This window comes from Paenibacillus sp. plas6, assembly GCF_057221655.1.
This window is the reverse complement of record NZ_CM170151.1, coordinates 3,699,506-3,723,539: the sequence shown is the minus strand read 5'-3', so window position 1 is coordinate 3,723,539 and position 24,034 is coordinate 3,699,506. Positions and strand designations below refer to the sequence as shown.

The window sequence follows — 24,034 nt, the reverse complement described above, 5'->3', positions numbered from 1 at the left end:
ACTGCTTGAGCATATGGCACTTTAACAGATAACGGCTGTAACCGGCCACACCTAATGACAAAAATCTTTGCGTTCAGCCTGGCAATTCAGAGGCGACCCATATACACGTTAACCTATAGAGCCTTTCAGCGAACAGCTCTACTCTCTGAAGGAAACAAATGTATATTATTCCTCATCAACATTATTACACATATATCAATATAATAACGTAAGACGAGCAACTAGTCAATTTTATTCGCTATTAAGGTATATACAATAGCTGTCCTTCTGTAATTGCCGATTCGAACAAATTATTATGTTGTAAAATATCGCGCGGATTAACACTGTAACGAGAAGCGATTTGCTCAAGTGTATCTTCTTTCTGGACAATGCACATTCTGATCCGCTTAAATTCGTTCTGCTCTTGTCGTTTGCTTAAAAATAGCTGCTTCCATTCAATTTGCTCATCATTAGAGCGTTTCTTTTCTTGCTCATCACGCTCACGCTCTTGTTCTTGTTGTAAACTTGCAGCTTGCTGTGCTGCCTGTTCACGCAAACTAGAATTGAGTATTGTACGAATGCCTAACACTTCATTTTGCTCTTTTTGATTGGCATTAAGCGCGATATGAAGCTCTCGTTCAATTGGCGGTTCTGCAAGTGACTGATCGACCTTTTCCAGCTCAGGCACCTGCTCTGGATTTTCTTCATCAAGCTGGAGTGATTGCAAGGTTGACTCGCGTTCCTCCTGTTGCAACGAATCTTCTGCATCTTTTGGCGTATCCCATGATGAAGAAGACCATTGGATCTCTTCATTGTTATTATGCTCTGCAAACTGCTCTTCTTGTTCTGTGCGCGAGTCTACTTCCTCCGTTGCAGCATACACCGTTTGTAATGGTGCGTAAACATCGGTGTTACTGTCTTGTTTATTTTCACTTTCAGTGTACCGCACACTTTCTTCCTCATTTGCAGCTTTATTATCTGATGATCGTGTTAGTAAAACTTCCTGCTCATTTACTTCCGTCTGTGTATCATCTGCTTCTTGTGAGTACTGTTCATATTGCTCCTGTTGCTCATATTGCTCATATTGTTCGTATTGCTCCTGTTGCTCAGACCTCTGATACTGCTCCTCCTGCGTAGCTAGCTGCCCATAACGAAGTTCGAGCTGCTGCAAATAGCTAAGCTGTTGACCTTCGTACTTCTCTGCCTCAACCCTTTCTGCTTCCTCCGCTTCCTCTTGAGCATTGCGCACCTCTTCCGCGTAAAAAGACAAGCCGTTCTCATTCGAGTCATAATACTCATTTTGAGCTTGCTGCTCTGTTTTTTCTTGTTCCTCATATGCATATTCTGCATCTTGATCGTCGCTGCCGCGCGAATGAGATACAGTGAACACTTCACTGTCCCAGCTATTGCTTTCTTCTTGCTCCAGCACAATACCTCTTAGTGACAATATCCCTGTCAAATTAAGCGCTCTAGAGGATAGCAGCACAACATCAAATGTATCGATATCAACCGTAACCTCAGACAATGTTGTAACGCGATTTAGCGGTAATGTAATTTCAACCGGTATCCAATGTTCAAGAGCAACCTGCTCGCCTTCTGTTCCTTGCGCTCGATAAATTCCATTCAATACAAGCTGCCCTTGTAAAATAGCATTTTCTCCTTGCTCTATCACTTGAATACGCGGAACAAGCTCAATTTCCTCAAGCTCATCAATACCCGCTACATTATCAGGCAAATGCACGCGCTCATAAATATCAAATCGAAGTCCTTGATTGCCATTAGACACGAAAAAGCCTCCCTTCACCAATAATGAATGCTTGTATAACGTAAGCTTTCACTATTTATCTATATGGTGCAGGAATGCGTAGCATGACTAACTTTTTGCAATATATTGTTTTATTTCTCCAAACCAAGCCGGCGGTTTTGCTTCAATAACAATCTTCTCGCCAGATAACGGATGGAAAAAGGTTAAGCTTGCTCCATGTAAAGCTTGATGACTAAGCAGCTCCGTATTACCGCCATATAGAAAATCACCAACTAACGGATGACGAATATGGCTCATATGTACACGAATTTGATGAGTTCTGCCTGTTTCTAGTTGCAGCTTAACGATCGAATAAAGCTCTCCAGCCTCAAGCAGCTCATAATGGGTAATTGCACTTTCTCCTTTAGGAGTAACAATTCTCCGTTTAGGTTGATGACGATCTTTGCCAATCGGCTCAGCAATCGTTCCTTTTTTGTTGCGCAGCTTGCCATGGACAATCGCTAAATATTGTCGCTCAATTTGTTTATTTCTCATTTGCTCATCCAAACGCTGCTGTGCAAGTTCATTTTTTGCATATAGAACTGGCCCCGATGTATCATCATCCAAACGATGAATATGTCTTACAATAAGCGGATCATTTTGCCGCAACATATGAACAGCGACAGCTACATCTAGACTGTTACGTTGTCCTTTGTTTGCCCCGTGAACTGGCATGCCGGCAGGTTTGTTAGCAACTAATAAATGCTCATCCTCATACAATACTTCAATCCGTGCAGCTCCTGATTTATGCTCCGTTTGTGCAGCACGATAATCATCATCCTGGGACAGATCTGCATAATTATAGGCAAGTAAATATAGCTTATCTCCAACCCACTTAATGCCGCCTACTGAGAAAATGCGATTAATCCATTTGACAGGAAAAACGTCGCATGCAAGTAACCATTGACGAACAATATGAGGATGACTGCCAATCTCAGGCTGATATTTCACCTGCTCCTTGTTTAAACGCTTCGCTAAGCCTTTATAGTCAAGCACTAAATCCGTTCCTTCGCGAGTAATTAAACCGCTCAGATTAACATAGTTTACACTCAATTTTTTCACCTCAAATCAACAGCAATGACTACAGCTGTGATAATGCATAACGTTGCGCTTCAATGGTCCGCTCTATATCCTCGTCACTATGTGCAGTGGAGAGGAACAGCCCTTCAAATTGGGATGGTGGGACACTAATGCCCTGATCTAACATATGCCCAAAGTAACTTGTAAAATGAGTTAGATTTGATGTTTTCGCAGTTTCAAAATTGATTACCTTTTGATCAGTGAAAAACGGACAAACCATGGAGCCCACTCGATTAACGGTAAGCGGAATACCATATTCCTTAGCGTTTTCTTCAAATCCTTGTTGCAGTCTTGCTGCCTTCACTTCTAGCTGCTGATAAGCTTCTTTCGTCATTAGCTTTAATGTAGTATAGCCTGCAACCATCGCCAAAGGATTGCCTGATAGAGTACCTGCTTGATAAATCGGACCGCTAGGCGCGATTTGCTCCATGATTTCACGACGGCCGCCATATGCACCGACAGGCAAACCTCCGCCAATTACTTTACCGAAGCAAGTTAAGTCAGGAGTAACGCCGAATCTGCCTTGCGCACAATGATAATCTACACGGAAACCTGTCATTACCTCGTCAAAAATAAGTAACGTACCGTATTGCTTTGTAATCTCTCTTAATCCCTCTAAAAAGCCTGGAAGCGGAGGCACTACGCCCATATTTCCTGCAATTGGTTCAACGATTACACAAGCAAGCTCCTCACCGTAACGCTGGAATGCCAACTTTACGCTTTCTAAATCATTGTATGGAACTGTAATCGTATTTTGCGCAACAGATTGCGGCACGCCTGGTGAATCAGGCAAGCCTAAAGTTGCAACACCTGAGCCAGCTTTAATTAACAAGCTATCCGCATGTCCGTGGTAAGAGCCTTCGAATTTTAAAATTTTCGGACGATTTGTGTAACCTCTTGCCAAACGCAACGCACTCATTGTTGCTTCTGTACCTGAATTAACCATACGTACAATATCAACGGACGGTACACGCTCCACAACAAGCTCAGCCATTAATGTTTCAAGCTCTGTTGGCGCGCCAAAGCTAGTCCCCTTCGCAGCAGTCTCTTGCAGCGCTTGAACAACTTCTGGATGAGCATGACCAGCAATAAGCGGTCCCCAGGATAGGATATAGTCAATATATTGATTTCCATCAATATCATAAATTTTACTTCCTGCACCTCGTTCAACGTAAACTGGCGTTAAGCCAACCGATTTGTAGGCACGAACTGGACTGTTCACGCCGCCAGGAATTACTTTTTTTGCTCGTTCAAATGCTTGTTTAGACAATGTATCAATACGCTTGCTCATCCTACAGCTCCTCCTTTAACCTTTCAACATTTTAACGAATTAGCCTTTAAGCCATCTTACTGCATCTTTTGCATGATAAGTAATAATTAGGTTTGCTCCTGCCCGCTTCATGCCAAGCAATGTTTCAAGCACAATCGCTTGCTCATTAATCCAGCCACTAGCCGCCGCAGCTTTAACCATTGAATATTCTGCACTTACATTATAAGCGACAATCGGCAGGTCAAATTGATCTGCAAGTGTACGCACGATATCTAGATAAGCAAGTGCGGGTTTAACCATTAAGAAGTCTGCCCCTTCTGCTACATCGCTGTCAGCCTCACGCAATGCTTCAAGCGCATTAGCCGGATCCATTTGATAAGTTTTACGATCACCAAATTGAGGCGCTGAATGAGCAGCATCACGGAATGGACCATAAAATGCAGATGCATATTTCACGGAATAAGACATAATCGCAATATGAGAAAAGCCGGCTTCATCCAATCCTTGACGAATTGCTGCTACGAAGCCATCCATCATATTAGAAGGAGCAATAATGTCTGCACCTGCCTTAGCCTGCGATACCGCAGTTTTAACAAGCAACTGCAAAGATTCATCGTTATCAATCACTGCCTCACCTGTTGCCTGCTCTACATGAACTACTCCGCAATGACCGTGGTCAGTAAATTGGCATAGGCATGTATCGGCGATTACAACAAGACCTGGTGCCCATTCTTTTATTTTGCGAATCGCTTGTTGTACGATTTCGTTATCATCGTAGGCAGAGCTGCCAAGCTCATCTTTATATGCTGGCACACCAAAAATAAGTACGGCCGGGATCCCAAGCTCAACAACTTCATCAATTTCTTGTTTTAATAAATCTAAAGAAAGATGATAAACTCCCGGCATAGATGGAATTTCTTCCTTCACGCCTTCACCATGTGTTACAAAAATCGGATAAATTAAATCTTCTGCACGCAAAGTATTCTCACGCACCATACTGCGCAATGCTGCTGTACGACGCAATCTGCGGTTACGGGTAATTGGAAAAGTCATAAATGCTTCCTCCTAAATTTTTTTGTTTGGTCTTGGTGTTATGAATTCTGTCTTTTAGCGTTATAAAGAACTAAAGCTGCAACTAGCGAGTCAATCGTTGCTTCCTCTGCTTCTACCGTCACTTGCAACCCATATCCACGAATAGTTTCTGAAGTAATCGGTCCAATACTAGCGATTGGATACTTGGATAACAAAGCGATCGGATCTTCAAAGCCATGACGCTTAAGTACTTTCACTAAATTATGAACAGTCGAGGAACTCGTAAAGGTTATTATATGAATATGATTATTTCTAATCCAGTCGAGCACAATTGGCTCCTGTTTATCAGGCATAACTGTCTCATAAACACTAATCTCATCTGCGATTATATCATGCTTTCTCAGCTGTTCTGGCAAAACAGAACGTGCAAGATCCCCGCGCGGCAACAGTATACGCTCTCCAGGCTGCATAGCCTCTGCCAACACTTCAACCAAGCCTTCTGCGTCATAGCGGCTAGCTTGCAAGTCCACTTGCCAACCTCGCTGCTCCAAACTTTCCTTTGTCTTAGGACCAACTGCAGCGATTTTGGCTCGATAAAAACGACGTACATCAACTTGCTGTTCAAGCAATGCCTGAAAAAAGTAATCGACGCCGTTAACGCTCGTAAATGCTAGCCAGTCATATTGCTCAGCTTGTTCAATACAATCCTTTATATGGGTAAGTACCTCTTGCTGTTTCGGCTTGCGGATTTCAATAACCGGAAATTCACACGGTTCTCCGCCGAGCCGTTCAATCTTTTCGGCAAATTCACTTGCTTGTGCGCGAGCGCGAGTGACTAAAACTCTTAATCCGAACAATGGCATCTTTTCATACCATTGCAATGATTCACGTTGCTTAACTACATCGCCAACAATAATAACGGCTGGCGGTTCAAAATTATGCTGCTTAACTAAATCTGCTATGGTTTCTAATGTACCAACAAGCGTTTCTTGCTCTGGTGTTGTTCCCCAGCGCACTAACGCTACTGGAGTTAGAGGGCTGCGACCATGCTTCATCAACTGTTTAGATATGTAATCGATTTTGGCAACCCCCATAAGGAATAGCAAAGTTCCTGTCGCATTCGTAACCTTATCCCAGTAGATCGAGCGTTCCAGCTTATCTGGACTTTCATGGCCAGTAATAACGGAAAAGGATGAGGCATGTTCACGATGCGTAACAGGAATCCCTGCATAAGCAGGGACTGAAATCGCTGAAGTAATACCTGGTATAATCTCAAACGGAATCCCGTGTTGATTAAGCAATTCCGCCTCTTCCCCAACTCGGCCAAAAATTGTCGGATCGCCGCCCTTCAAACGAGTAACGATATGCCCCTGAAGCGCTAAGTCAACTAACAACTGATTAATTTCTTCCTGCTTCATTGTATGGCGATCTGGAAGCTTACCAACATAGATACGTACGACATCTGGTCTTGCATAACGCAGCAGTATCGGACTAGCCAGGCGATCATAAACAATTGCCGTACATTCTTTGATGCATTGCATACCGCGAATTGTAATAAGCCTTGGATCACCTGGACCCGCTCCAACCAAATACACTTTCCCCTTATTCATCCTCTTTATCCCTCAATTTTCGCTAAAATATCGCGCGCTCCATTATTTAGCAATTCATTTGCTACCTCTTGTCCAAGCGCGATTGGATCACGACCACGACGTATCTCTTTAAGCAATGTAACACCATCTGGAGAACCTACGATGCCCGTTAGTTCTAGCACCGCGTCTTCCGCTGATTGCTCTACAATGGTCGCATGGGCACCAATCGGAACTTGACAGCCGCCCTGTAACGTGCCTAAAAAGCTTCTTTCCGCAGTAACGGTTAGCTGTGACTCGGCATCATTCAACAACGCAAGCAGCTCGACAACTGATTGATCATCGCCGCGACATTGTACACCTAGTGCCCCTTGACCAACGGCTGGCACACATACATCAATCGGCAATAGCGCAGAGATTCGATCCTCCCATCCCATTCTAGTTAATCCTGCCGCAGCTAACACAATTGCATCAAAACCCTCTGTTTCCAGTTTGCGCAAACGTGAATCGATATTGCCACGAATCCATTGCAGATCAAGGTCAGGACGAGCAAATTTTAGTTGACTGCTTCTGCGTAAACTGCTTGTCCCAACTTTTGCGCCGTGCGGCAAATCTGCAAACGAACTTCCTTGCTTTAATACAAGACAGTCTTGCGGTGATAATCTTTTTGGCACAGCTCCAATTATTAATCCTTGTGGAAGCTCATACGGCATATCCTTCATACTATGAATCGCTATGTCGATGACTCCAGTCAAAAGAGCTTGCTCAATCTCCTTCACAAAAAGACCTTTACCGCCTACCTTTGACAAGGTAACATCAAGAATTTTATCGCCTTTCGTTACAATCTTATGAATTTCAAATGTATAAGGAAGTCCATGCTTCGCACAAAGCTCCTCAAGCTGCTTAATCACTTGACCTGTTTGTGTAAGTGCAAGTTGACTTTGGCGTGTCCCAACTTTTATAACTTTAGCTTCCATGTATTTAATCCTCGCCTTCTATTTGAACAATTACATTATATAAGCTGTTATACCATTGTTCATATGACTTTATTTTTCCCTCGATCGCTTCACGAACTGCAAGCTCCATCATCGCCTGCCGTTGATTTTGAGTTAATGGGCTTCTTAGTACATCTTTACGCAATTGCTCCAGCCATTGTTTTGCTTGAGCATAACGTGGCAAATACTGCTCACCAAGTTCTTTTTTGATATGCTTAAGCAAACTTGGACTGGCGCCAGCAGATGAAATCGCAATTGTTAGTCCATCATGTTTGGCGATAGCAGGAGTAATAAAATTGCCCTGCACTCCATCGCTCACATTACATACCAGTATACCGCAAGCCAGTGCATCTTTACTAATTTGCTCATTTAATGATTTATCATCGCTAGCAGCAAAAACAAGTGTCGCACTTTTCAGTATGCTTATTTCATAGCTTTGCTTCAGCCATCTAATTTGCTTTTCTGCCAGTCGCTGCTCTAGTTCTGGACATATTGATAAAGCAATTACTGTAATTTGCTGCGCTCCGCTATTAAGTAAATTGCCGATTTTGCGAGCAGCAATATCACCGCCGCCAACAACAACAATCCGTTGCGTGCTAAGCTTTAACATAATTGGATAGTAACTGTCCATTCTGCAAGCCTCTTTCCCTTAATCGTAAACATCGTAAACAAGGTTTTTAATGAAAGTTTGAATATTCCCCAAATAGCATATTGATAATTTGTACAGCATAAGCAAGCAAATACAACTTTGCTATTTCATGTCCTGGCTTTTTATAAACAGCTCGTTGATATATAAAATATCCATATATGCCAATCGCTACAAGACTCGTTACAATTTGAATATCAAGCAAAAGATACGCTTTACCTTCAAAAACGATTGAAATAACTGCAATCGCTAATGACATTAGCAGTAATGGAAAGCCGAAAATAACCATCCGTTCCATTGTGCTAGATATTAGGGCCAAGCTTGGAAAACGACGCAGCCACTTCATCCATTTTTTCTTCTTTAATGCGTAATGCACCAGTAAATACATAATCGCAAGCAAAGCTCCTACCGTTAAGATCGCATATGAGCTTATGATTAGACTAATATGAACATATAGCAGTTCTCTAGTAGTCTGCCATTGCTCGAGTGTAATACCTTTGCTGGAAAAGCTGTATAAGTTCAGCGTAAACAGAGCAAATCCAACTATATTTACAAAAAATACGATTAGTCCAATATTATAAAACCTGCTTACGATAAATGAAATTGTGATCATCATCCAAGAAAATATTTGCAAAATATCTATATTGCTAAATTGAAATATAGGCGCTCTCATTTCCGTTACCAATCTCATCATAATAAATGCACCTGAAAGCATCCACACAAAAACAAGCAGCCCTGTGCCTAGCTGCTTCGCCTTCCGATTCTCATTAATAAAATCAGAAAAGTAAAACAACAGACTCAGGGCATATATATATACAATACTGTCGGATATTAATAATTCCCAATCCATTATTACACCACCCTGCGTTCTACATCAATCTGCACTGCGAAACTTGAGGGCAATAACGTTAATTTTATGAACGCACTAAAGCTGCTAGTTTTTTAGCAGAACGAACAATTGTGTTTCGTTCTTGAGCAGGGGCAGCGGTAGCTTGAGCGTTATGCTTAGCAGCTTGCTCTGCTTGCGCCTGCATTGTTAACTCATCCTCCAATGCAAACAGTTGAGTAAATAATTCAAACGCTTCATCCGCCTTTTTTTTACCAGCAAGTTCTTTTATGCGTACTACCGGCTCTTGAATCATTTGATTAACCATGCTTTTAGTCAGCTTACGAATCACTTTAAGCTCTTGCTCTGTTAAATTAGGCAGCTTATTGCTTAAGCTTTCCATTGTCGAGGCATGAACTTGCTCCGCTTTTTTGTGCAGTGCACGAATAAGCGGTACTACTCCAAGCGTCTGATACCAGCTTTCAAAATTATGAATTTCTTCTGAAATCATCGCCTCTATTTTAATAGCTTCACTTTTACGCTGTGCCAAATTACTTTCTACGATGTCCTTTAAATCATCAATATCATACAAATAGACGTTATCAATATCGGCAATTGCAGGATCAAAATCGCGCGGTACAGCAATATCTATTAAAAACAATGGTCGATTGCGACGCTTGTCCATAATTTTTTGAATATCTGGAGCAGTCATAATATATTGCTTTGCCGCTGTTGAGCTGATCATAATATCAGCTTGCTCGAGCACTGTTTGAGCTTGCTCATAAGTGTAGGCATTGCCATTAAACTGTGCAGCAACCTCCTGTGCCTTTTCAAGTGTACGGTTAACAACTGAGATCTGGGAAGCGCCATTGCTATGAAGATGCTTCGCCGTCAATTCACCTGTCTCACCGGCTCCAAGCACAACGACATTTTTTTGATTGAAGCTGCCAAAGATTTGCTTACCTAGCTCCACAGCAGCGTAACTAACAGATACTGCCAGCTCCCCAATTTTCGTTTCAGAATGCGCACGTTTTGCTAAAGTAATCGCTTGTTTAAAAAGCATATTAAAGATCGTTCCAGTTGTTTTTAGACTTTGCGCTTCAAGAAAAGCTGAACGAACTTGTCCTAAAATTTGCGTTTCGCCAATAATCATCGAATCTAAGCCGCATGCCACTTTAAATAAATGCTCAATCGCATGCGAATCTTCATACATATATAAATAGCTTGTAAACTGCTCTCTTGGCAAGCCAAACCAATTTTCCATAAAATAACGAACGTCATGGCCACATATTTGTGGTGTCTCCACAACAGCATATATTTCAGTACGGTTGCAGGTAGCAACAATCACACATTCCATAATGTTCATTGTCGCTTTTAATGCAATTAGCGCACTATTCAATTGATCCTCAGAAAACGTAAAACGCTCACGAACCTCTACTGGTGCGGTGCGATAATTTAAGCCAACAACGACAATATGCATGGTGATCTCCTTTCTTCCTGAAACAATTTAGAATAATTCTAATTATAACATAATAGCAGATGCTTCGAGGCATAATTTTTGACTAATATTTGAAAACTGATATGTACATTGGCATTGCTTGCCTAGTATTAGTATTGCTCGCTGAGAAAAGAAATAACCATAGACAACAGCCTATGGTTATTCAATATCGTCAATTAAACTAGCTCAGTTTTTTGTGTTTCTGTATCTACGATTTGAAGTTCACCTACACCACGTATCAACTTTTTTGCGTGAGCTTGCTTTGGCTTCAAAACCGAAAGCATGTAGTCAATCGCAAGTTGAGGATCAACAGTTTCACCGCATGTATAGCAGTCTAATGCAGCGAATCCTTTCTCAGGATACGTATGAATGGAGAGATGACTCTCTGATAACAGTACAAGCACAGTAGCGCCTTGAGGTTCAAACTGCTTAGATTGTACAGAAAGCACTGTAGCTCCACATGCTTCTGCCGCTTCTACCATATGGTATTGAAGCTCTTCTGCACTGTTTAGTAATTCAAAATCAACACCCCATGCATCAACAGCAACATGTCTTCCGAAAGTAGAATATTCCATCCTTCGGTTCCCCCTTCCTAGGAATAAAATGTTTAAAAATTTCATCCGCTAGGACCTACGTCATTCACTTCTCGAGGGATAATCTCTCTCAACATTTCGATGTCCTGAGTGAATCCTGGTTCCTAAATGTGAACAGTATTATTATTTTCAACGAGATTAAAAATACCATCTAATCAGGAGAAATGCAACAGTTTTTTTAAAATTTTAGCCGCTAACGAATATGACAACGACTTACTTTTAGATTACTCACAAATGCTCTAATTTGCTACAGATTTCGCGAGTTTTTTTGTTTAGCAGCAGCAGCGATAAAATTGTTAGCCTATATTTTTGCATAAAAATTGAATAATCTTTTTTCTCCAAATATAATAGGATAAAAAGAATGATTTTGAAAGGATGTTATTTTATGGAGCCAATTAAAATAAGAAGTATAACTTCAACCTTCGGCTTCATTTTTATCACCTGTGGCTTAATCATTTTTGGCACACTTCTTATCTCACAATTTTTTCATAATAAAGCTTTGTCGCCATTATTCATTTTGCTCGCTACAAGTTCCGCTCAATATCTTTTTTATGCAAAAGCATACTTTGTAAGTAAAAAATACAAAGCCGAGCTAGTTTTGAAGGACGATGCGCTTGTTATCTTCGATACAGAAATTAAACTGGAAGAAATACGCAGAATTATCGTGCGAGGTTATTTTACCCCGAGTTATTATATACAGTTAAAGGGCAGAAAATTTATTAAACCAGCGCACCAATTTAAATTTTCTACTGGTCAGCCATCAACAGAGGATATTTTTACAAAATGGGTCAAAGAAAAAAATATAAAGCTGGAATCAAGTGTCTATCCACTAGGAACGTTATAAGTACTAAAAGCGAAAACCGAGCTAATCCCTGGAATCTGCTAAAGATTTCAAAATTAGCTCGGTTTTTATTCATGATTTTTAAGCTTCAAGCTTAAATAAGTTAAAAGTTAATTGCTTCAATTCAGCATCAATGTTTATCAGTTCTTCCTGAGAGCTGACAATATTGCGACGATCAAGCAGTCCATCAATTCTTGCATATATCTGCATAATTTCTTTTTCAATTAGTTCACGATTAAACACGTTCTGCAGCTTTTGTAAAGTATCCTTTTTCTCAAATACAATACGTTTTTGTTGACCGCAAACTTCAACGATTCTATGCACTTTACCGTCTTTATAAGTATATTGCATTGTATAATTGCTATATATTCGATTTACTATCGCATTACCGTGGAATAAAGAAACTGCTTTGCGCATAGCATCGGTCAATTTCACATGAACAATTCTGCAGGACATTTCACAAACATAGTGATCACTTTGACGTTCAAATGTCATTTTAATTTTCTCATGACCGACGCAATCCTCTAAGACAAGAGATTGACTGCCGTTATCATGAATAAGCACTTGGTGGCATAACTGCTGTTGATCCATAAATTTAATAAAAGTTTGCATTTCAATGCTGCTTAATTGAAATCTTGCATGAACATATTCTGTGGCTATTCGTTTAGCCATAAAAAATCTCCTCAATTCTTTACTTTTCTGATACGCATTCAGAAAAGCTGAATACAGACAAAGCCTAATGAAACGATAAGTTTCATTAACTGTATTTAATATTATACTGTATTTTAAACTCATATTCCTGCTTACTAACTTTGAATATTGCACATATTTCAAGAAATAAGGCTAATTTCCCAGCAAATAAGCAGCTATAATTCACTATCTATATCATCTGCTCAAAAGCTCTCTAATTCGCTACTACTCATTATGTAAAGCGGGGCTTGTTTCGCTTATATTATGATTAGCAGCTATTTCGTGATTAGCTGCTTCTTCGGTTTCTGTAACTTCATCTGTATCTGTTGCCTTAGCAGTTAGCTCAGCTTCTTTTGCTTGTCGCTGCTCAGCATTCATCCCCGCTGCATCAATCGCATTTAATATCATTTCCCAAAGCTGATCTCTGCCTTGTCCTGTTTCCGAAGAAAATAGCACAATCGGAACTTCTTTATCTGCTCCTAATGTTTGTCTAATCATTTTTAGATGCTTGTCCCATTTTGAACGCGGGATTTTATCCGCCTTAGTAGCAACAATACAAGTAGGAATTTCGTAGTGCTTTAGCCAGTTGTACATTAAAACATCATCTTTCGATGGCTCATGTCGAATATCAATGACTAAAAGCTGCAATACCAATTGCTTACGCTCACGCAAGTAAGTTTCAATCATTACCCCGAACTGCTCGCGCTGCTTTTTTGATACCTTTGCATAGCCATAACCTGGAAAGTCTACAAAATAGACGTCTTGATTAACGCGATAGTAATTCAACTGCTGAGTTTTACCTGGCTGTGAGCTTGTTCTTGCTAAATTTTTACGCAGAATCATCTTATTGATCAACGATGATTTTCCAACGTTAGAACGACCTGCCAGAGCGATCTCTGGCAGGCCATCTACCGGATATTGACTCGGTCGAACCGCACTTACAACAAATTCTGTTTGCTTAATTTTCATTGATTAATGTCCTCCCTGCTGGACTAATGCATGCTTTAGCACCTCGTCTAGATGAGCGACAGGAATAAACTCCATTTCTTGCTTAACACTATCAGGAATATCATCCAAATCACGCACATTATCATACGGCAGCAACACTTTTTTAATTCCTGCGCGATGAGCTGCTAGTGATTTTTCCTTTAAGCCCCCTATCGGCAGAACGCGGCCTCGCAACGTAATCTCTCCTGTCATCGCCACATCCTTAGACACATAGCGTCCACTTAAGGCAGAGATAAGCGCAGTAGCCATCGTAATCCCAGCCGAAGGTCCATCCTTAGGTATTGCCCCCTCAGGAATATGAATATGGATGTCCAGCTTTTCATGAAAAGCAGGATCGATGCCAAGCTTCTCTGCATTAGCTCGAATGTAGCTAAATGCTGCTTGCGCTGATTCCTTCATCACATCGCCAAGCTTACCTGTAAGATTGAGTTTACCGCTGCCAGGCATTGTTGACACTTCAATAACTAGCGTATCTCCGCCAACTTCTGTCCAAGCTAGTCCAGTAACTGCACCAATCTGATGATCACTATCCACTGAGCCGTAACGGAAAATTGGTTTGCCAAGCCATTCTTGAACTTTAGCCTCATCCACTTCAATCGATGTTAAATTCGGATCGGATACAAACGCTTTTGCTGCTTTACGACTAATCGATGCAATTTGCTGCTCAAGATTACGCACCCCAGCCTCGCGAGTATAACGACGTATAATTAAACTTAGTGCATCATCGGTTACTGTGAGTTGCTCTTCCTCTAAGCCATGGTTACGTCGCTGCTTAGGGAATAAGTAACGTTTAGCAATTTCCTTCTTCTCCAGTTCTGTGTAACCAGAAACTTGCAATATCTCCATTCGATCAAGCAAAGGACGAGGTATTGTATGCAACGAGTTCGCTGTTGTTACAAACATGACAGAAGAAAGATCAAACGGAATTTCAATAAAATGATCGCTAAACGTACTATTTTGCTCTGGATCCAATACTTCCAGCAAGGCTGCTGACGGATCACCACGGAAATCCGATGCCATTTTATCAATTTCATCAAGTAAGAAAACTGGGTTTTTCGTGCCTGCTGTTTTCATCCCTTGCATAATGCGACCTGGCATTGCCCCAACATAGGTACGGCGGTGTCCACGAATTTCAGCCTCGTCACGTACGCCGCCTAATGATATGCGAACAAATTTACGATCAAGTGATTTGGCAATCGACTTAGCTAATGAGGTTTTACCTACTCCTGGAGGCCCTACAAGGCATAGGATTGGCCCCTTCAGCTTTTTAACCAGCTTCTGTACTGCCAAATACTCCAATACTCTCTCCTTAGGCTTTTCCAATCCGTAATGATCTCCGTCTAAAATCTGCTCAGCTTTATGAATGTCTAGATCATCATCGGTCATTTTACTCCATGGCAAGGCAAGCAACCAATCAATATAATTTCGAATAATTCCACCTTCGGCTGAAGATTGCGGCATTTTTTCTAATCGATCAATTTCTTTTGCAACTTTTTCAGCTACATGCTCCGGCAGCGCTAGTTCCTCCATCTGCTTACGCAACTCTTCGACTTCACCAAGTCTGCCGTCTTTCTCTCCAAGCTCTTTCTGGATTGCTTTCATTTGCTCACGCAAATAATATTCCTTTTGAGTTTTTTCCATCTGCTTTTTAACGCGTGAATTAATTTGCCGTTCCATCTCCAGCACTTCACGTTCATTGTTAAGCAGATCAAGAAGCGCCTCAAGGCGCTTCTCTACATCCACAGTTTCCAGAATACGCTGCTTATCTTTTATCTTTAAGGAGAGATGACTTGTTATTACATCTGCCAAACGCCCAGCATCATCGATATCCGAAACTGCAGCATAGGTTTCCGCAGTAATTTTTTTGGATAGCGAAACATAATTTTCAAATTGCGATAATACAGAGCGCATTAACGCATCTATTGCTGGAGATTGCTCTACTGGTTCTGGCAGCTCTTTTACCAATACCTCATAATAATCCTCATTGTTGACGTAATCGACGATTTCGGCGCGCACTAACCCTTCTGCCAACACGCGAATTGTGCCATTTGGCAACTTAAGCATCTGCTTTACTTTGGAAATCGTTCCAACTCGGAAAATATCTTCCTCTACCGGATTTTCAATATTAACCTCAGCTTGAGAAACTAATAAAATCGTTTGATCATCTACCATTGAACGTTCTAATGCACGTATTGACTTCTCTCTTCCCACATCTAGGTGGAGCACCATGCTGGGATAGACAAGCAAGCCCCTTAACGGTAACAATGGAATACGACGTGTTTTACCTTTGCTAGTTCCCATTCCAGCACCTCCATTTCTCAATCTTTATCTTATCACTCTAATGATTCTGCCTGCAAATAGGGATAGGTCTGCTGAGTAAATAGATTTAGCTTCCATTGCTCAGTTTGATCCTCTGAGCTCCATTTCGCATGCTCGGGAAATACATGGGCAAGCACTTCTTCAATTCGCGTAACGGGAACAACCTTTAACCCGTTCAAATTAGAAAAAATCTCTTGCCAGTTTTCTTTAGGAATTATAACAGTTAGTGCCCCTGCTTGGAAAGCGGCTTCTACTTTTGCCAGTACACCACCGACTGGTTTTACATTGCCATGAAGCCCAATTTCCCCTGTCATGGCGATACGATTATCTACAGGCAGCTTCAAAATTGCCGAAGTGATCGCCACTGCCATCGCAATGCCAGCAGAAGGTCCGTCAACAGGAGAGCCTCCAGGAAAATTAATATGTAGATCATAATCCTGAGGATTTAACCCCTTTGCACGGAGAACTGTAATAACGTTCTCAACAGAGCCTTTCGCCATACTTTTACGACGCAATGTACGTGAAGAACCTCCGAGTTCTTCCTCTTCGACAACTCCTGTTATCGTAAAATTGCCTTTGCCTTTACTAACTGGTATAGCACTAACTTCAATTTCTAGCAACGCCCCCATATTCGGACCGTATACTGCTAGTCCGTTGACATAGCCTATTTGTGGAGCAGGCGGGACTTTACGTTCAGGGCGCGGTGGTATTTGACTGCTGTTAACTACCCATTCAATATCTGCCGCAGTAATTTTATCTCGCTTCTCAGACATTGCTAGTCCAGCAGCAAGCTGAACAATATTAACTGCTTCCCGTCCATTTGTAGCATACTGCTTCACGACTTCAACCGCCTCTGGACAAGGAGCAAAGCCTATTTTTTGCACCGCATTATTGGCAATTTCCGCTATCTCATCAGGAAGCAATGGGCGGAAATAAATTTCCATACAACGGGAGCGTATAGCAGGTGGAATTTCTTGAGGCGAACGGGTTGTTGCTCCTACTAAACGGAAATCAGCAGGCAATCCATTTTGAAAAATATCGTGAATATAGGCAGGTATATTCATATCCTCTGAATGATAATAGGCACTTTCTAAAAATACTTTTCTATCCTCAAGCACCTTCAATAGTTTATTCATCTGCACATGATGCAATTCACCAATCTCGTCAATAAATAAAATTCCGCCGTGCGCCTTTGTAACCGCCCCAGGTTTTGGTTGCGGGATACCTGCTACCCCCATCGCTCCTGCGCCTTGATAGATCGGATCATGAACTGAACCTATTAATGGATCTGCAATGCCGCGTTCATCAAAACGAGCAGTTGTTGCATCGATTTCGGTAAATTTAGCACTTGGCAAAAATGGAGAAGCAGCATTGCGCTTCGCTTCCTCTAAAACAACGCGAGCTGCTGCAGTTTTCCCAACGCCAGGCGGACCATAAATAATGACATGTTGCGGATTAGCACTGCATAAAGCCGCTTTTAACGCCTTAAGACCATCTTTTTGCCCAATAATATCATCCATTGTTTGCGGTCTTGTTTTTTCAGCTAAAGGCTTTGTTAACGAAATCGAACGCAGTTTACGAAGCTTCTCCATTTCCTTTCGTGATTCTCGCTCAATCGCAGCCTTGTTCAACTTCTGATTGCGCAGTAAATTGAAAAAGTATAGACCGATTACTACTGCAAAGAATACTTGAATGATCATCAGTAAAAGACTCATGTCCATTAAACTTCACTCTCCTCATTTCCATAAGCTGAACAGAGCTGTTCAACTTACAAATACATATACTCCATTCGTTACATATCCGTTAGTATTGCCTTCTATTAGATGGAATAATCTTGCTTTATGAAAAGAAAAGTGTTGATATAAAGTTCAAGAGTCCTCGTATAAATGGAAAGCTCCTGCCAAACAATGTTGCTCGGCAGGAGCTTTAATATAAATGACGATAATTATCTATTTAATTAATGCTTCTTAATGCTTCACATGCTCTTTGCGACCAGGAATTTCTCCTGTTTCCTCATAAATGCGGACAATTTCATCGATTTCTTTTTTTAGTTCCGAGACAAGCTCTGCCTCCGGCACTTTACGAATCATTTGTCCATAACGGAACAGCAAACCTTCACCGCGCGCACCTGCAATCCCAATATCCGCTTCACGCGCCTCACCAGGACCATTAACCGCACAGCCTAGGACAGACACCTTAATTGGCACTTTAAGCTTAGAAATGTATTCCTCTACTTCATTTGCAACAGAGAACAAATCAATATCCAAGCGACCACAAGTCGGACAAGATACAAGTGTAGCTGCATTAGTAATCAAGCCGAACGTTTTTAACAGCTCACGTGCAACCTTCACTTCCTCGACAGGATCGGCAGACAGACTAATCCGCAACGTATTCCCGATGCCTAGTGAAAGCAATGCACCGATACCTGCTGAGCTTTTAATTGTTCCTGCATGCAGTGTACCAGCCTCTGTAATCCCAAGATGGAGCGGATACGGAATGACTTCCGCTGCCATCGTATAAGCTTTAATAGCCATCGGTACATCAGATGCCTTCAAGGATACGATAATGTCGTGGAAATCAAGCTCTTCTAAAATTCCGATATGGTATAGTGCAGATTCAACCATCGCTTCTGGCGTAGGATAGCCGTATTTTTCAAGTAAATGATTTTCAAGCGATCCAGCATTAACGCCAATACGAATTGGAATCCCTTTTTCTTTACAAGCTTTTACTACTGCTTCAACCTTTTCACGGCGTCCAATATTGCCTGGATTGATACGAACTTTATCAATTCCATTTTCAATTGCTTTCAATGCAAGACGATAGTCAAAATGAATATCTGCAACTAGCGGAATATGGATTCTTTTTTTAATTTCTTTTATTGCCTCAGCTGCTTCAACATTGTTCACCGTCACACGAACTAGCTGACAGCCTGCTTCCTCAAGTCGCAATATTTCTGCTACTGTTGCATCTACATTTGCTGTTTTAGTGGTACACATGCTTTGAATAAGCACTTCGTTGCTACCGCCAATCGTTAAATTACCGACTTTAACAGGCTTAGTGTGTTGACGTAGGTACATACTAACCTCTCCCATAAACATCAAAGTCCACCCCTAGCTTTGAAAAGCTTGGGGTGGCTCCTTTGATTATATTTCAGGTGCTTAAGCACTTTCTTCTTTCTTACCATCATTTTTTTCGGCACTGCCAAGCTCTGGCAACACCTTATTTTTCACAGTTTCCTCTGTAATGACACATGTTGTAATATCATCACGAGATGGAACTTCGTACATCAAATCAAGCATAATGCCTTCAATGATCGCGCGCAAGCCGCGAGCACCTGTGTTACGCTTAATTGCTTCTTTAGCAATTGCCTCAAGCGCTGCAGGTTCGAATTCAAGCTTCACATTGTCTAGTTCAAGCAGTTTTTGATACTGCTTCACTAGAGCATTTTTAGGCTCGCTTAAAATACGAACAAGCGCTGCTTCATCAAGCGGCTCAAGCGTAGAGATAACTGGCAGACGACCTACAAACTCTGGAATTAAACCAAATTTCAATAAATCCTCTGGCAGTACCATGGATAGGTATTCACCTGGCTTAAGGTCTTTCGTGGTCTCTCCGATTGAATTAAAACCGATGACTTTTTTACCGATTCTACGTTTAATAATCGATTCAAGACCGTCAAACGCGCCGCCACAAATAAATAAAATATTCGTGGTGTCGATTTGAATAAATTCTTGATGAGGATGCTTACGTCCACCTTGTGGCGGTACAGAAGCAACCGTACCTTCAAGAATTTTTAGCAATGCTTGTTGAACACCTTCACCGGACACATCACGTGTAATTGAAGGATTTTCAGATTTACGAGCTACTTTATCAATTTCATCGATATAAATAATACCGCGCTCTGCTTTTTCAACATCATAATCAGCCGCTTGAATTAGCTTTAACAGGATGTTCTCTACATCCTCACCTACATAACCAGCTTCTGTTAGTGATGTAGCATCAGCAATTGCAAACGGTACATTTAGAATTCTTGCCATTGTTTGAGCAAGCAACGTTTTACCTGAGCCAGTCGGACCTAGCAGCAAAATATTACTTTTTTGCAGCTCGACATCCTCGATTTTGCTGCCTGTATTAATACGTTTATAGTGGTTATACACTGCAACTGCCAAAGATTTTTTAGCAGAATCCTGTCCAATAACGTATGAATCCAGCGTTGCACGAATCTCTTTCGGCTTCGGTATATTTTTCAAATCAATTTCTTCTTCTTGACCAAGCTCTTCCTCCACAATTTCTGAGCATAGATCAATACATTCATCGCATATATAAACGCTAGGACCTGCAACTAATTTACGCACTTGTTCCTGCGATTTACCACAAAATGAACATTTCAATTGTGTTTTTTCATCATTAAACTTAAACATTGATTCACCCCTTCAACTAAGCTAACCCCATTAAATCTCTGGAGCAGTAATGACTTTATCAATCAAGCCATATGCTAGTGCTTCTTCCGCACTCATAAAATTATCACGATCTGTATCACGATCAATTTTTTCATATGATTGACCAGTACATTGCACATAAATTTCATTCAACTTCTGTTTTGTTCTTAAAATCCAATCAGCATGAATTTTAATGTCAGAAGCTTGACCTCTAACACCGCCAAGCGGTTGATGAATCATCACCTCAGCATTAGGTAACGCAAATCGTTTTCCCTTAGCCCCAGCAGTAAGAAGAAGAGACCCCATACTAGCTGCCATACCCATGCAAATGGTGCTTACATCAGGTTTAATATACTGCATTGTATCATATATTGCCATCCCTGCAGTTACAGAACCACCAGGTGAGTTAATGTAAAGGTGGATATCTTTTTCTGGATCCTCTGCAGCTAAAAATAACAACTGTGCAATAACTGCATTAGCTACGTCATCATCAATCGCACTTCCTAGGAAAATAATACGATCCTTTAGCAGGCGAGAATAAATATCGTAAGACCTTTCCCCACGATTCGTTTGTTCAACAACGATTGGAACTAAGTTCATGCGATCAACCTTCTTTCAAAATTAACTTTATGCGAACACTTCTATTGTATCATGTTGAAAGGATGATGTCATTTTTTCGTAAAATTAATAGCTTGCATCCAAATGACATAAACACTTTCCTTGATATACTCTTTTCATAGTATGTATATACGTGGTTGTGAAGTACTTTGCTTCACTTTTTTATGTATAGAAAATACTTAAAGCGTTATGTATTTGTTTAATCTAGATCAGCACATGTTCGGCAAGTCTCTAACAAGCAGCCTAGAAGATAACATGCAGTTTAAAAATAAGGCACGTGTAGTACGTGCCTTATCCCTAGAGCATACTGAAATATATCAGCTTAAACTGCTACGCTGTTGTCAACAAGGAACTTAATCGCTTTGCGAAGCAACAAGTCCTCTGTAAGATTTTCCATAGTACCGTTTTGAGTAAAGATGCTGCGAATTTCCTCTGCAGGACGGTTATATGCTTTTGCCAAGTTTTCTAATTCTTCGTTAATTTCTTCTTCAGAAACTTCAAGTGATTCAGCTTTTGCTACCGCTTCAAGAACAAGGTTGTTCAATACGCGTTTTTCAGCATCGCCTTTCATTTGATCACGAAGTGCTTGCTCATCTTGTCCAGAGAATTGATAGTAAAGGTCTAAAGTCATACCTTGTGCACGAAGACGGTTTTCAAAGTCTCTTAGCATGTAGTTTTGTTCTGTAACTACCATTGCTTCAGGAACCTCTACAGTAGCTGCTTGAGCAACTTTCTCAATTACTTCTGCTTCTTGAGCTAGTTTAGCTTCTTTTTCTTTGTTTTCTTGAAGTTTTTTAGCAAGATCTTGTTTAAATTCTTCAAGCGTATCAAATTCACTTACATCTTTAGCGAACTCATCATCAAGCGCCGGCAAAGATTTGCGTTTAAGCTCATGAAGTTTCACTTTAAATACAGCTGGTTTACCTGCAAGATTTTCTGCATGGTAGTTTTCAGGGAATGTTACTTCAATATCTTTGAAGTCACCTAGCTGCATACCAACAATTTGATCCTCGAAACCAGGGATAAAAGAGCCTGAACCTAGTTCAAGTGAATAACGCTCAGCTTTACCGCCTTCGAATGCTACGCCATCAACAAAGCCTTCAAAGTCGATTACAGCAATATCGCCTTTTTCTGCTGCGCCATCTTCTACTACGTTTAGCTCAGCATGACGTTGTTGTAGACGCTCAAGTTCAGCATTAATATCTTCTTCAGTTACTTCAACTGACGGTTTAGAAACCTCTACGCCTTTGTAATCACCAAGAGTAACTTCTGGTTTAACTGTTACTTTTGCAGTAAAGATGAAGGATTGTCCTTTGCCGAATTGTGTTACATCGATTTCTGGACGATCAACTGGCTCGATACCTGTTTCTTTTACTGCTTCAGCGTAAGCTTCTGGCAAAAGAATGTCAATTGCATCCTGATAAAGTGCTTCAACACCAAATTTTGCTTCAAAGATGTTGCGAGGTACTTTACCTTTACGGAATCCAGGCACGTTAAGTTTTGGTAATATTTTTTTGAACGCTTGATCTAGAGCCGCTGTTACTTTATCTGCATCAACCTCAACATTCAATTGTACAGTGTTCAGCTCTATTTTTTCCCAAGTTGCTTTCATTTTATGCTTTCCCCTCCAAAAATGCTCATGCATTACATGTTTTCACGTCTAATAAACCACTCTATTATATACAAGTTACAGTATCTTTTCAAGGCATGAATTAACGAAGTTCCTGTAAATATAATGTAACGTCACGAATTATTCGACTTGCTTGCTCGTAACGGAAGCGATATTGCTCAGTTATGCCATATAATTCACGAATATCATCTTCGTTAACTTGACCATAAACGATAAGCTCAATTGTAGTATGCAATCCTGCAGCAAAGCAATCCTCGATATAATCATCTTCGTTTAACATCCAACCATAACTTCTTGTACCGTATAAGCAATGCAGACATTCCTGCCATAGCTCAGTAACAAGTATTGGCATTGTTACGTCAACTGATTCAAGTGCTAACACCACTTTTTCTAAAATTGCATTAACGACTGGCGGAAACTGTGACAAATTTAATGGGGTCGCCTCAATTTCCAATTCAACAAGCTCTCCTAGCCGCTCAATTTCAATCGTTCCTGTAGCCCCACGTTTTTTCAACGTTTGCAATGTTTTAAATTGAAGGGCAGGATGAAGCTTTTCTGAAGTTAACCATTGGATTAATTGCTCATCTAATTCATCGCTTTGGATAAATTCAGCTCGCTCTAACGCTAACAAATGCTGATCAGTTGAGCTTGCGTTTTTCAGCAACTCCATAACTTTCGCAGTCGCTTCTCTAGGCTCAATAGAACCATAATCTCCTAATGCCGCTCGTCTGAATTGCTGCTCCAAATTATCCGTATCATCAACATTATCCTCATCGGCAGCATCATGACTTGGAAACGCCTGTTCTAGCCAGCTAAGCAAGTTCCCCCATTCTACTGCATGCTGCCGTTCTTCCCCCTGACATTGCAGTAAAAATCGCAAAAGACTTTTGGCTTCCTCATACATTTCCTTTTCTAATAACATCGTTAGCTGAATCTGATATTTATCGAGCATAGATGGAAACAAATATACATTGTCTCCTCGATGCATTTCATTACCTGGTAGATCTGTAATTTCTAACACCGCCTAACTAAGCTAATAATAACTATTGCTTAACATTCTTTCGTCAAATTATAGCATGTTGACAGCAAATTAAAAATGAACGTAATAATTTTTTCAACTTTTTTCGAAAAAGGTATTGTCAAAATGCTAATCATTTGTTATATTATTATTCGTTCGCTT

The 24,034-nt window shown here is 40.8% G+C and carries 20 protein-coding genes and 1 other annotated feature (1 of these 21 only partly in view); of the genes, 1 reads left to right on the top strand and 19 read right to left on the bottom strand.

Going from position 1 to position 24,034, the window contains the following annotated elements; translation table 11 throughout:
* Positions 1-188 (bottom strand) — a binding site (T-box leader); it reaches 61 nt to the left of the window's first position.
* 53 nt (positions 189-241) lie between these two features.
* The 10 genes from AC2TDL_RS16355 to speD all read right to left on the bottom strand — a co-directional run bounded on the left by AC2TDL_RS16355 (position 242) and on the right by speD (position 11,291).
* A complete protein-coding gene (locus AC2TDL_RS16355) occupies positions 242-1,765 on the bottom strand; it encodes a LysM peptidoglycan-binding domain-containing protein (RefSeq protein WP_484697128.1) in 1,524 nt (507 codons plus the stop codon).
* 87 nt (positions 1,766-1,852) lie between these two features.
* Positions 1,853-2,845, bottom strand: a complete 993-nt coding sequence (locus AC2TDL_RS16350; protein WP_484697127.1) for an RluA family pseudouridine synthase — start codon at positions 2,843-2,845, stop codon at positions 1,853-1,855.
* 19 nt (positions 2,846-2,864) lie between these two features.
* A complete protein-coding gene (gene hemL / locus AC2TDL_RS16345; RefSeq protein ID WP_484697126.1) occupies positions 2,865-4,154 on the bottom strand; it encodes a glutamate-1-semialdehyde 2,1-aminomutase in 1,290 nt (429 codons plus the stop codon).
* A gap of 39 nt (positions 4,155-4,193) precedes the next feature.
* Positions 4,194-5,186 (bottom strand): porphobilinogen synthase, encoded by a 993-nt coding sequence (gene hemB / locus AC2TDL_RS16340; protein WP_484697125.1) that lies wholly within the window; start codon positions 5,184-5,186, stop codon positions 4,194-4,196.
* A 38-nt stretch (positions 5,187-5,224) separates the two neighbouring features.
* Positions 5,225-6,775, bottom strand: coding sequence for a uroporphyrinogen-III C-methyltransferase (gene cobA, locus AC2TDL_RS16335; protein ID WP_484697124.1), 1,551 nt, complete (start codon positions 6,773-6,775; stop codon positions 5,225-5,227).
* A 5-nt stretch (positions 6,776-6,780) separates the two neighbouring features.
* Positions 6,781-7,728, bottom strand: coding sequence for a hydroxymethylbilane synthase (hemC, locus tag AC2TDL_RS16330; RefSeq protein WP_484697123.1), 948 nt, complete (start codon positions 7,726-7,728; stop codon positions 6,781-6,783).
* A gap of 4 nt (positions 7,729-7,732) precedes the next feature.
* Entirely contained in the window at positions 7,733-8,377 is a 645-nt protein-coding gene (locus AC2TDL_RS16325; RefSeq protein ID WP_484697122.1) for a precorrin-2 dehydrogenase/sirohydrochlorin ferrochelatase family protein, read from the bottom strand.
* 46 nt (positions 8,378-8,423) lie between these two features.
* The gene (ccsA, locus tag AC2TDL_RS16320; protein WP_484697121.1) at positions 8,424-9,242 is read right to left on the bottom strand and encodes a cytochrome c biogenesis protein CcsA; all 819 of its coding nucleotides are present in this window, start codon (positions 9,240-9,242) and stop codon (positions 8,424-8,426) included.
* 64 nt (positions 9,243-9,306) lie between these two features.
* Positions 9,307-10,698, bottom strand: a complete 1,392-nt coding sequence (gene hemA, locus AC2TDL_RS16315) for a glutamyl-tRNA reductase (RefSeq protein ID WP_484697120.1) — start codon at positions 10,696-10,698, stop codon at positions 9,307-9,309.
* Between the two features lie 194 nt (positions 10,699-10,892).
* Complete coding sequence (gene speD / locus AC2TDL_RS16310; protein ID WP_484697119.1) at positions 10,893-11,291, bottom strand: adenosylmethionine decarboxylase; 399 nt, start codon at positions 11,289-11,291, stop codon at positions 10,893-10,895.
* Positions 11,292-11,694: 403 nt separating this feature from the next.
* Between speD and AC2TDL_RS16305 the strand changes: the two genes are divergently transcribed.
* Positions 11,695-12,153, top strand: a complete 459-nt coding sequence (locus AC2TDL_RS16305) for a hypothetical protein (RefSeq protein WP_484697118.1) — start codon at positions 11,695-11,697, stop codon at positions 12,151-12,153.
* A 78-nt stretch (positions 12,154-12,231) separates the two neighbouring features.
* Here AC2TDL_RS16305 and AC2TDL_RS16300 read toward each other — a convergent pair whose 3' ends face one another.
* From AC2TDL_RS16300 to AC2TDL_RS16260, 9 genes are all read right to left on the bottom strand, one after another.
* The gene (locus AC2TDL_RS16300; RefSeq protein ID WP_484697117.1) at positions 12,232-12,822 is read right to left on the bottom strand and encodes a non-ribosomal peptide synthetase module; all 591 of its coding nucleotides are present in this window, start codon (positions 12,820-12,822) and stop codon (positions 12,232-12,234) included.
* 243 nt (positions 12,823-13,065) lie between these two features.
* On the bottom strand, positions 13,066-13,809 hold the full coding sequence (gene yihA / locus AC2TDL_RS16295) for a ribosome biogenesis GTP-binding protein YihA/YsxC (protein ID WP_484697116.1): 744 nt from the start codon (positions 13,807-13,809) through the stop codon (positions 13,066-13,068).
* A gap of 3 nt (positions 13,810-13,812) precedes the next feature.
* A complete protein-coding gene (gene lon, locus AC2TDL_RS16290; RefSeq protein ID WP_484697115.1) occupies positions 13,813-16,149 on the bottom strand; it encodes an endopeptidase La in 2,337 nt (778 codons plus the stop codon).
* Between the two features lie 32 nt (positions 16,150-16,181).
* A complete protein-coding gene (gene lonB / locus AC2TDL_RS16285) occupies positions 16,182-17,888 on the bottom strand; it encodes an ATP-dependent protease LonB (protein WP_484697114.1) in 1,707 nt (568 codons plus the stop codon).
* A gap of 246 nt (positions 17,889-18,134) precedes the next feature.
* Positions 18,135-19,244 carry a flavodoxin-dependent (E)-4-hydroxy-3-methylbut-2-enyl-diphosphate synthase gene (gene ispG / locus AC2TDL_RS16280; protein WP_484697113.1) on the bottom strand — a complete coding sequence of 370 codons (1,110 nt, stop codon included), beginning with the start codon at positions 19,242-19,244 and terminating at the stop codon, positions 18,135-18,137.
* 81 nt (positions 19,245-19,325) lie between these two features.
* A complete protein-coding gene (gene clpX / locus AC2TDL_RS16275) occupies positions 19,326-20,588 on the bottom strand; it encodes an ATP-dependent protease ATP-binding subunit ClpX (RefSeq protein WP_484697112.1) in 1,263 nt (420 codons plus the stop codon).
* Between the two features lie 30 nt (positions 20,589-20,618).
* Positions 20,619-21,206: an ATP-dependent Clp endopeptidase proteolytic subunit ClpP gene (gene clpP, locus AC2TDL_RS16270; RefSeq protein WP_484697111.1), complete on the bottom strand. Its 588-nt coding sequence runs from the start codon at positions 21,204-21,206 to the stop codon at positions 20,619-20,621.
* Positions 21,207-21,546: 340 nt separating this feature from the next.
* Positions 21,547-22,836 carry a trigger factor gene (gene tig, locus AC2TDL_RS16265; protein WP_484697110.1) on the bottom strand — a complete coding sequence of 430 codons (1,290 nt, stop codon included), beginning with the start codon at positions 22,834-22,836 and terminating at the stop codon, positions 21,547-21,549.
* A gap of 100 nt (positions 22,837-22,936) precedes the next feature.
* Positions 22,937-23,818 carry a hypothetical protein gene (locus AC2TDL_RS16260; protein ID WP_484697109.1) on the bottom strand — a complete coding sequence of 294 codons (882 nt, stop codon included), beginning with the start codon at positions 23,816-23,818 and terminating at the stop codon, positions 22,937-22,939.
* Positions 23,819-24,034: the final 216 nt, after the last annotated feature.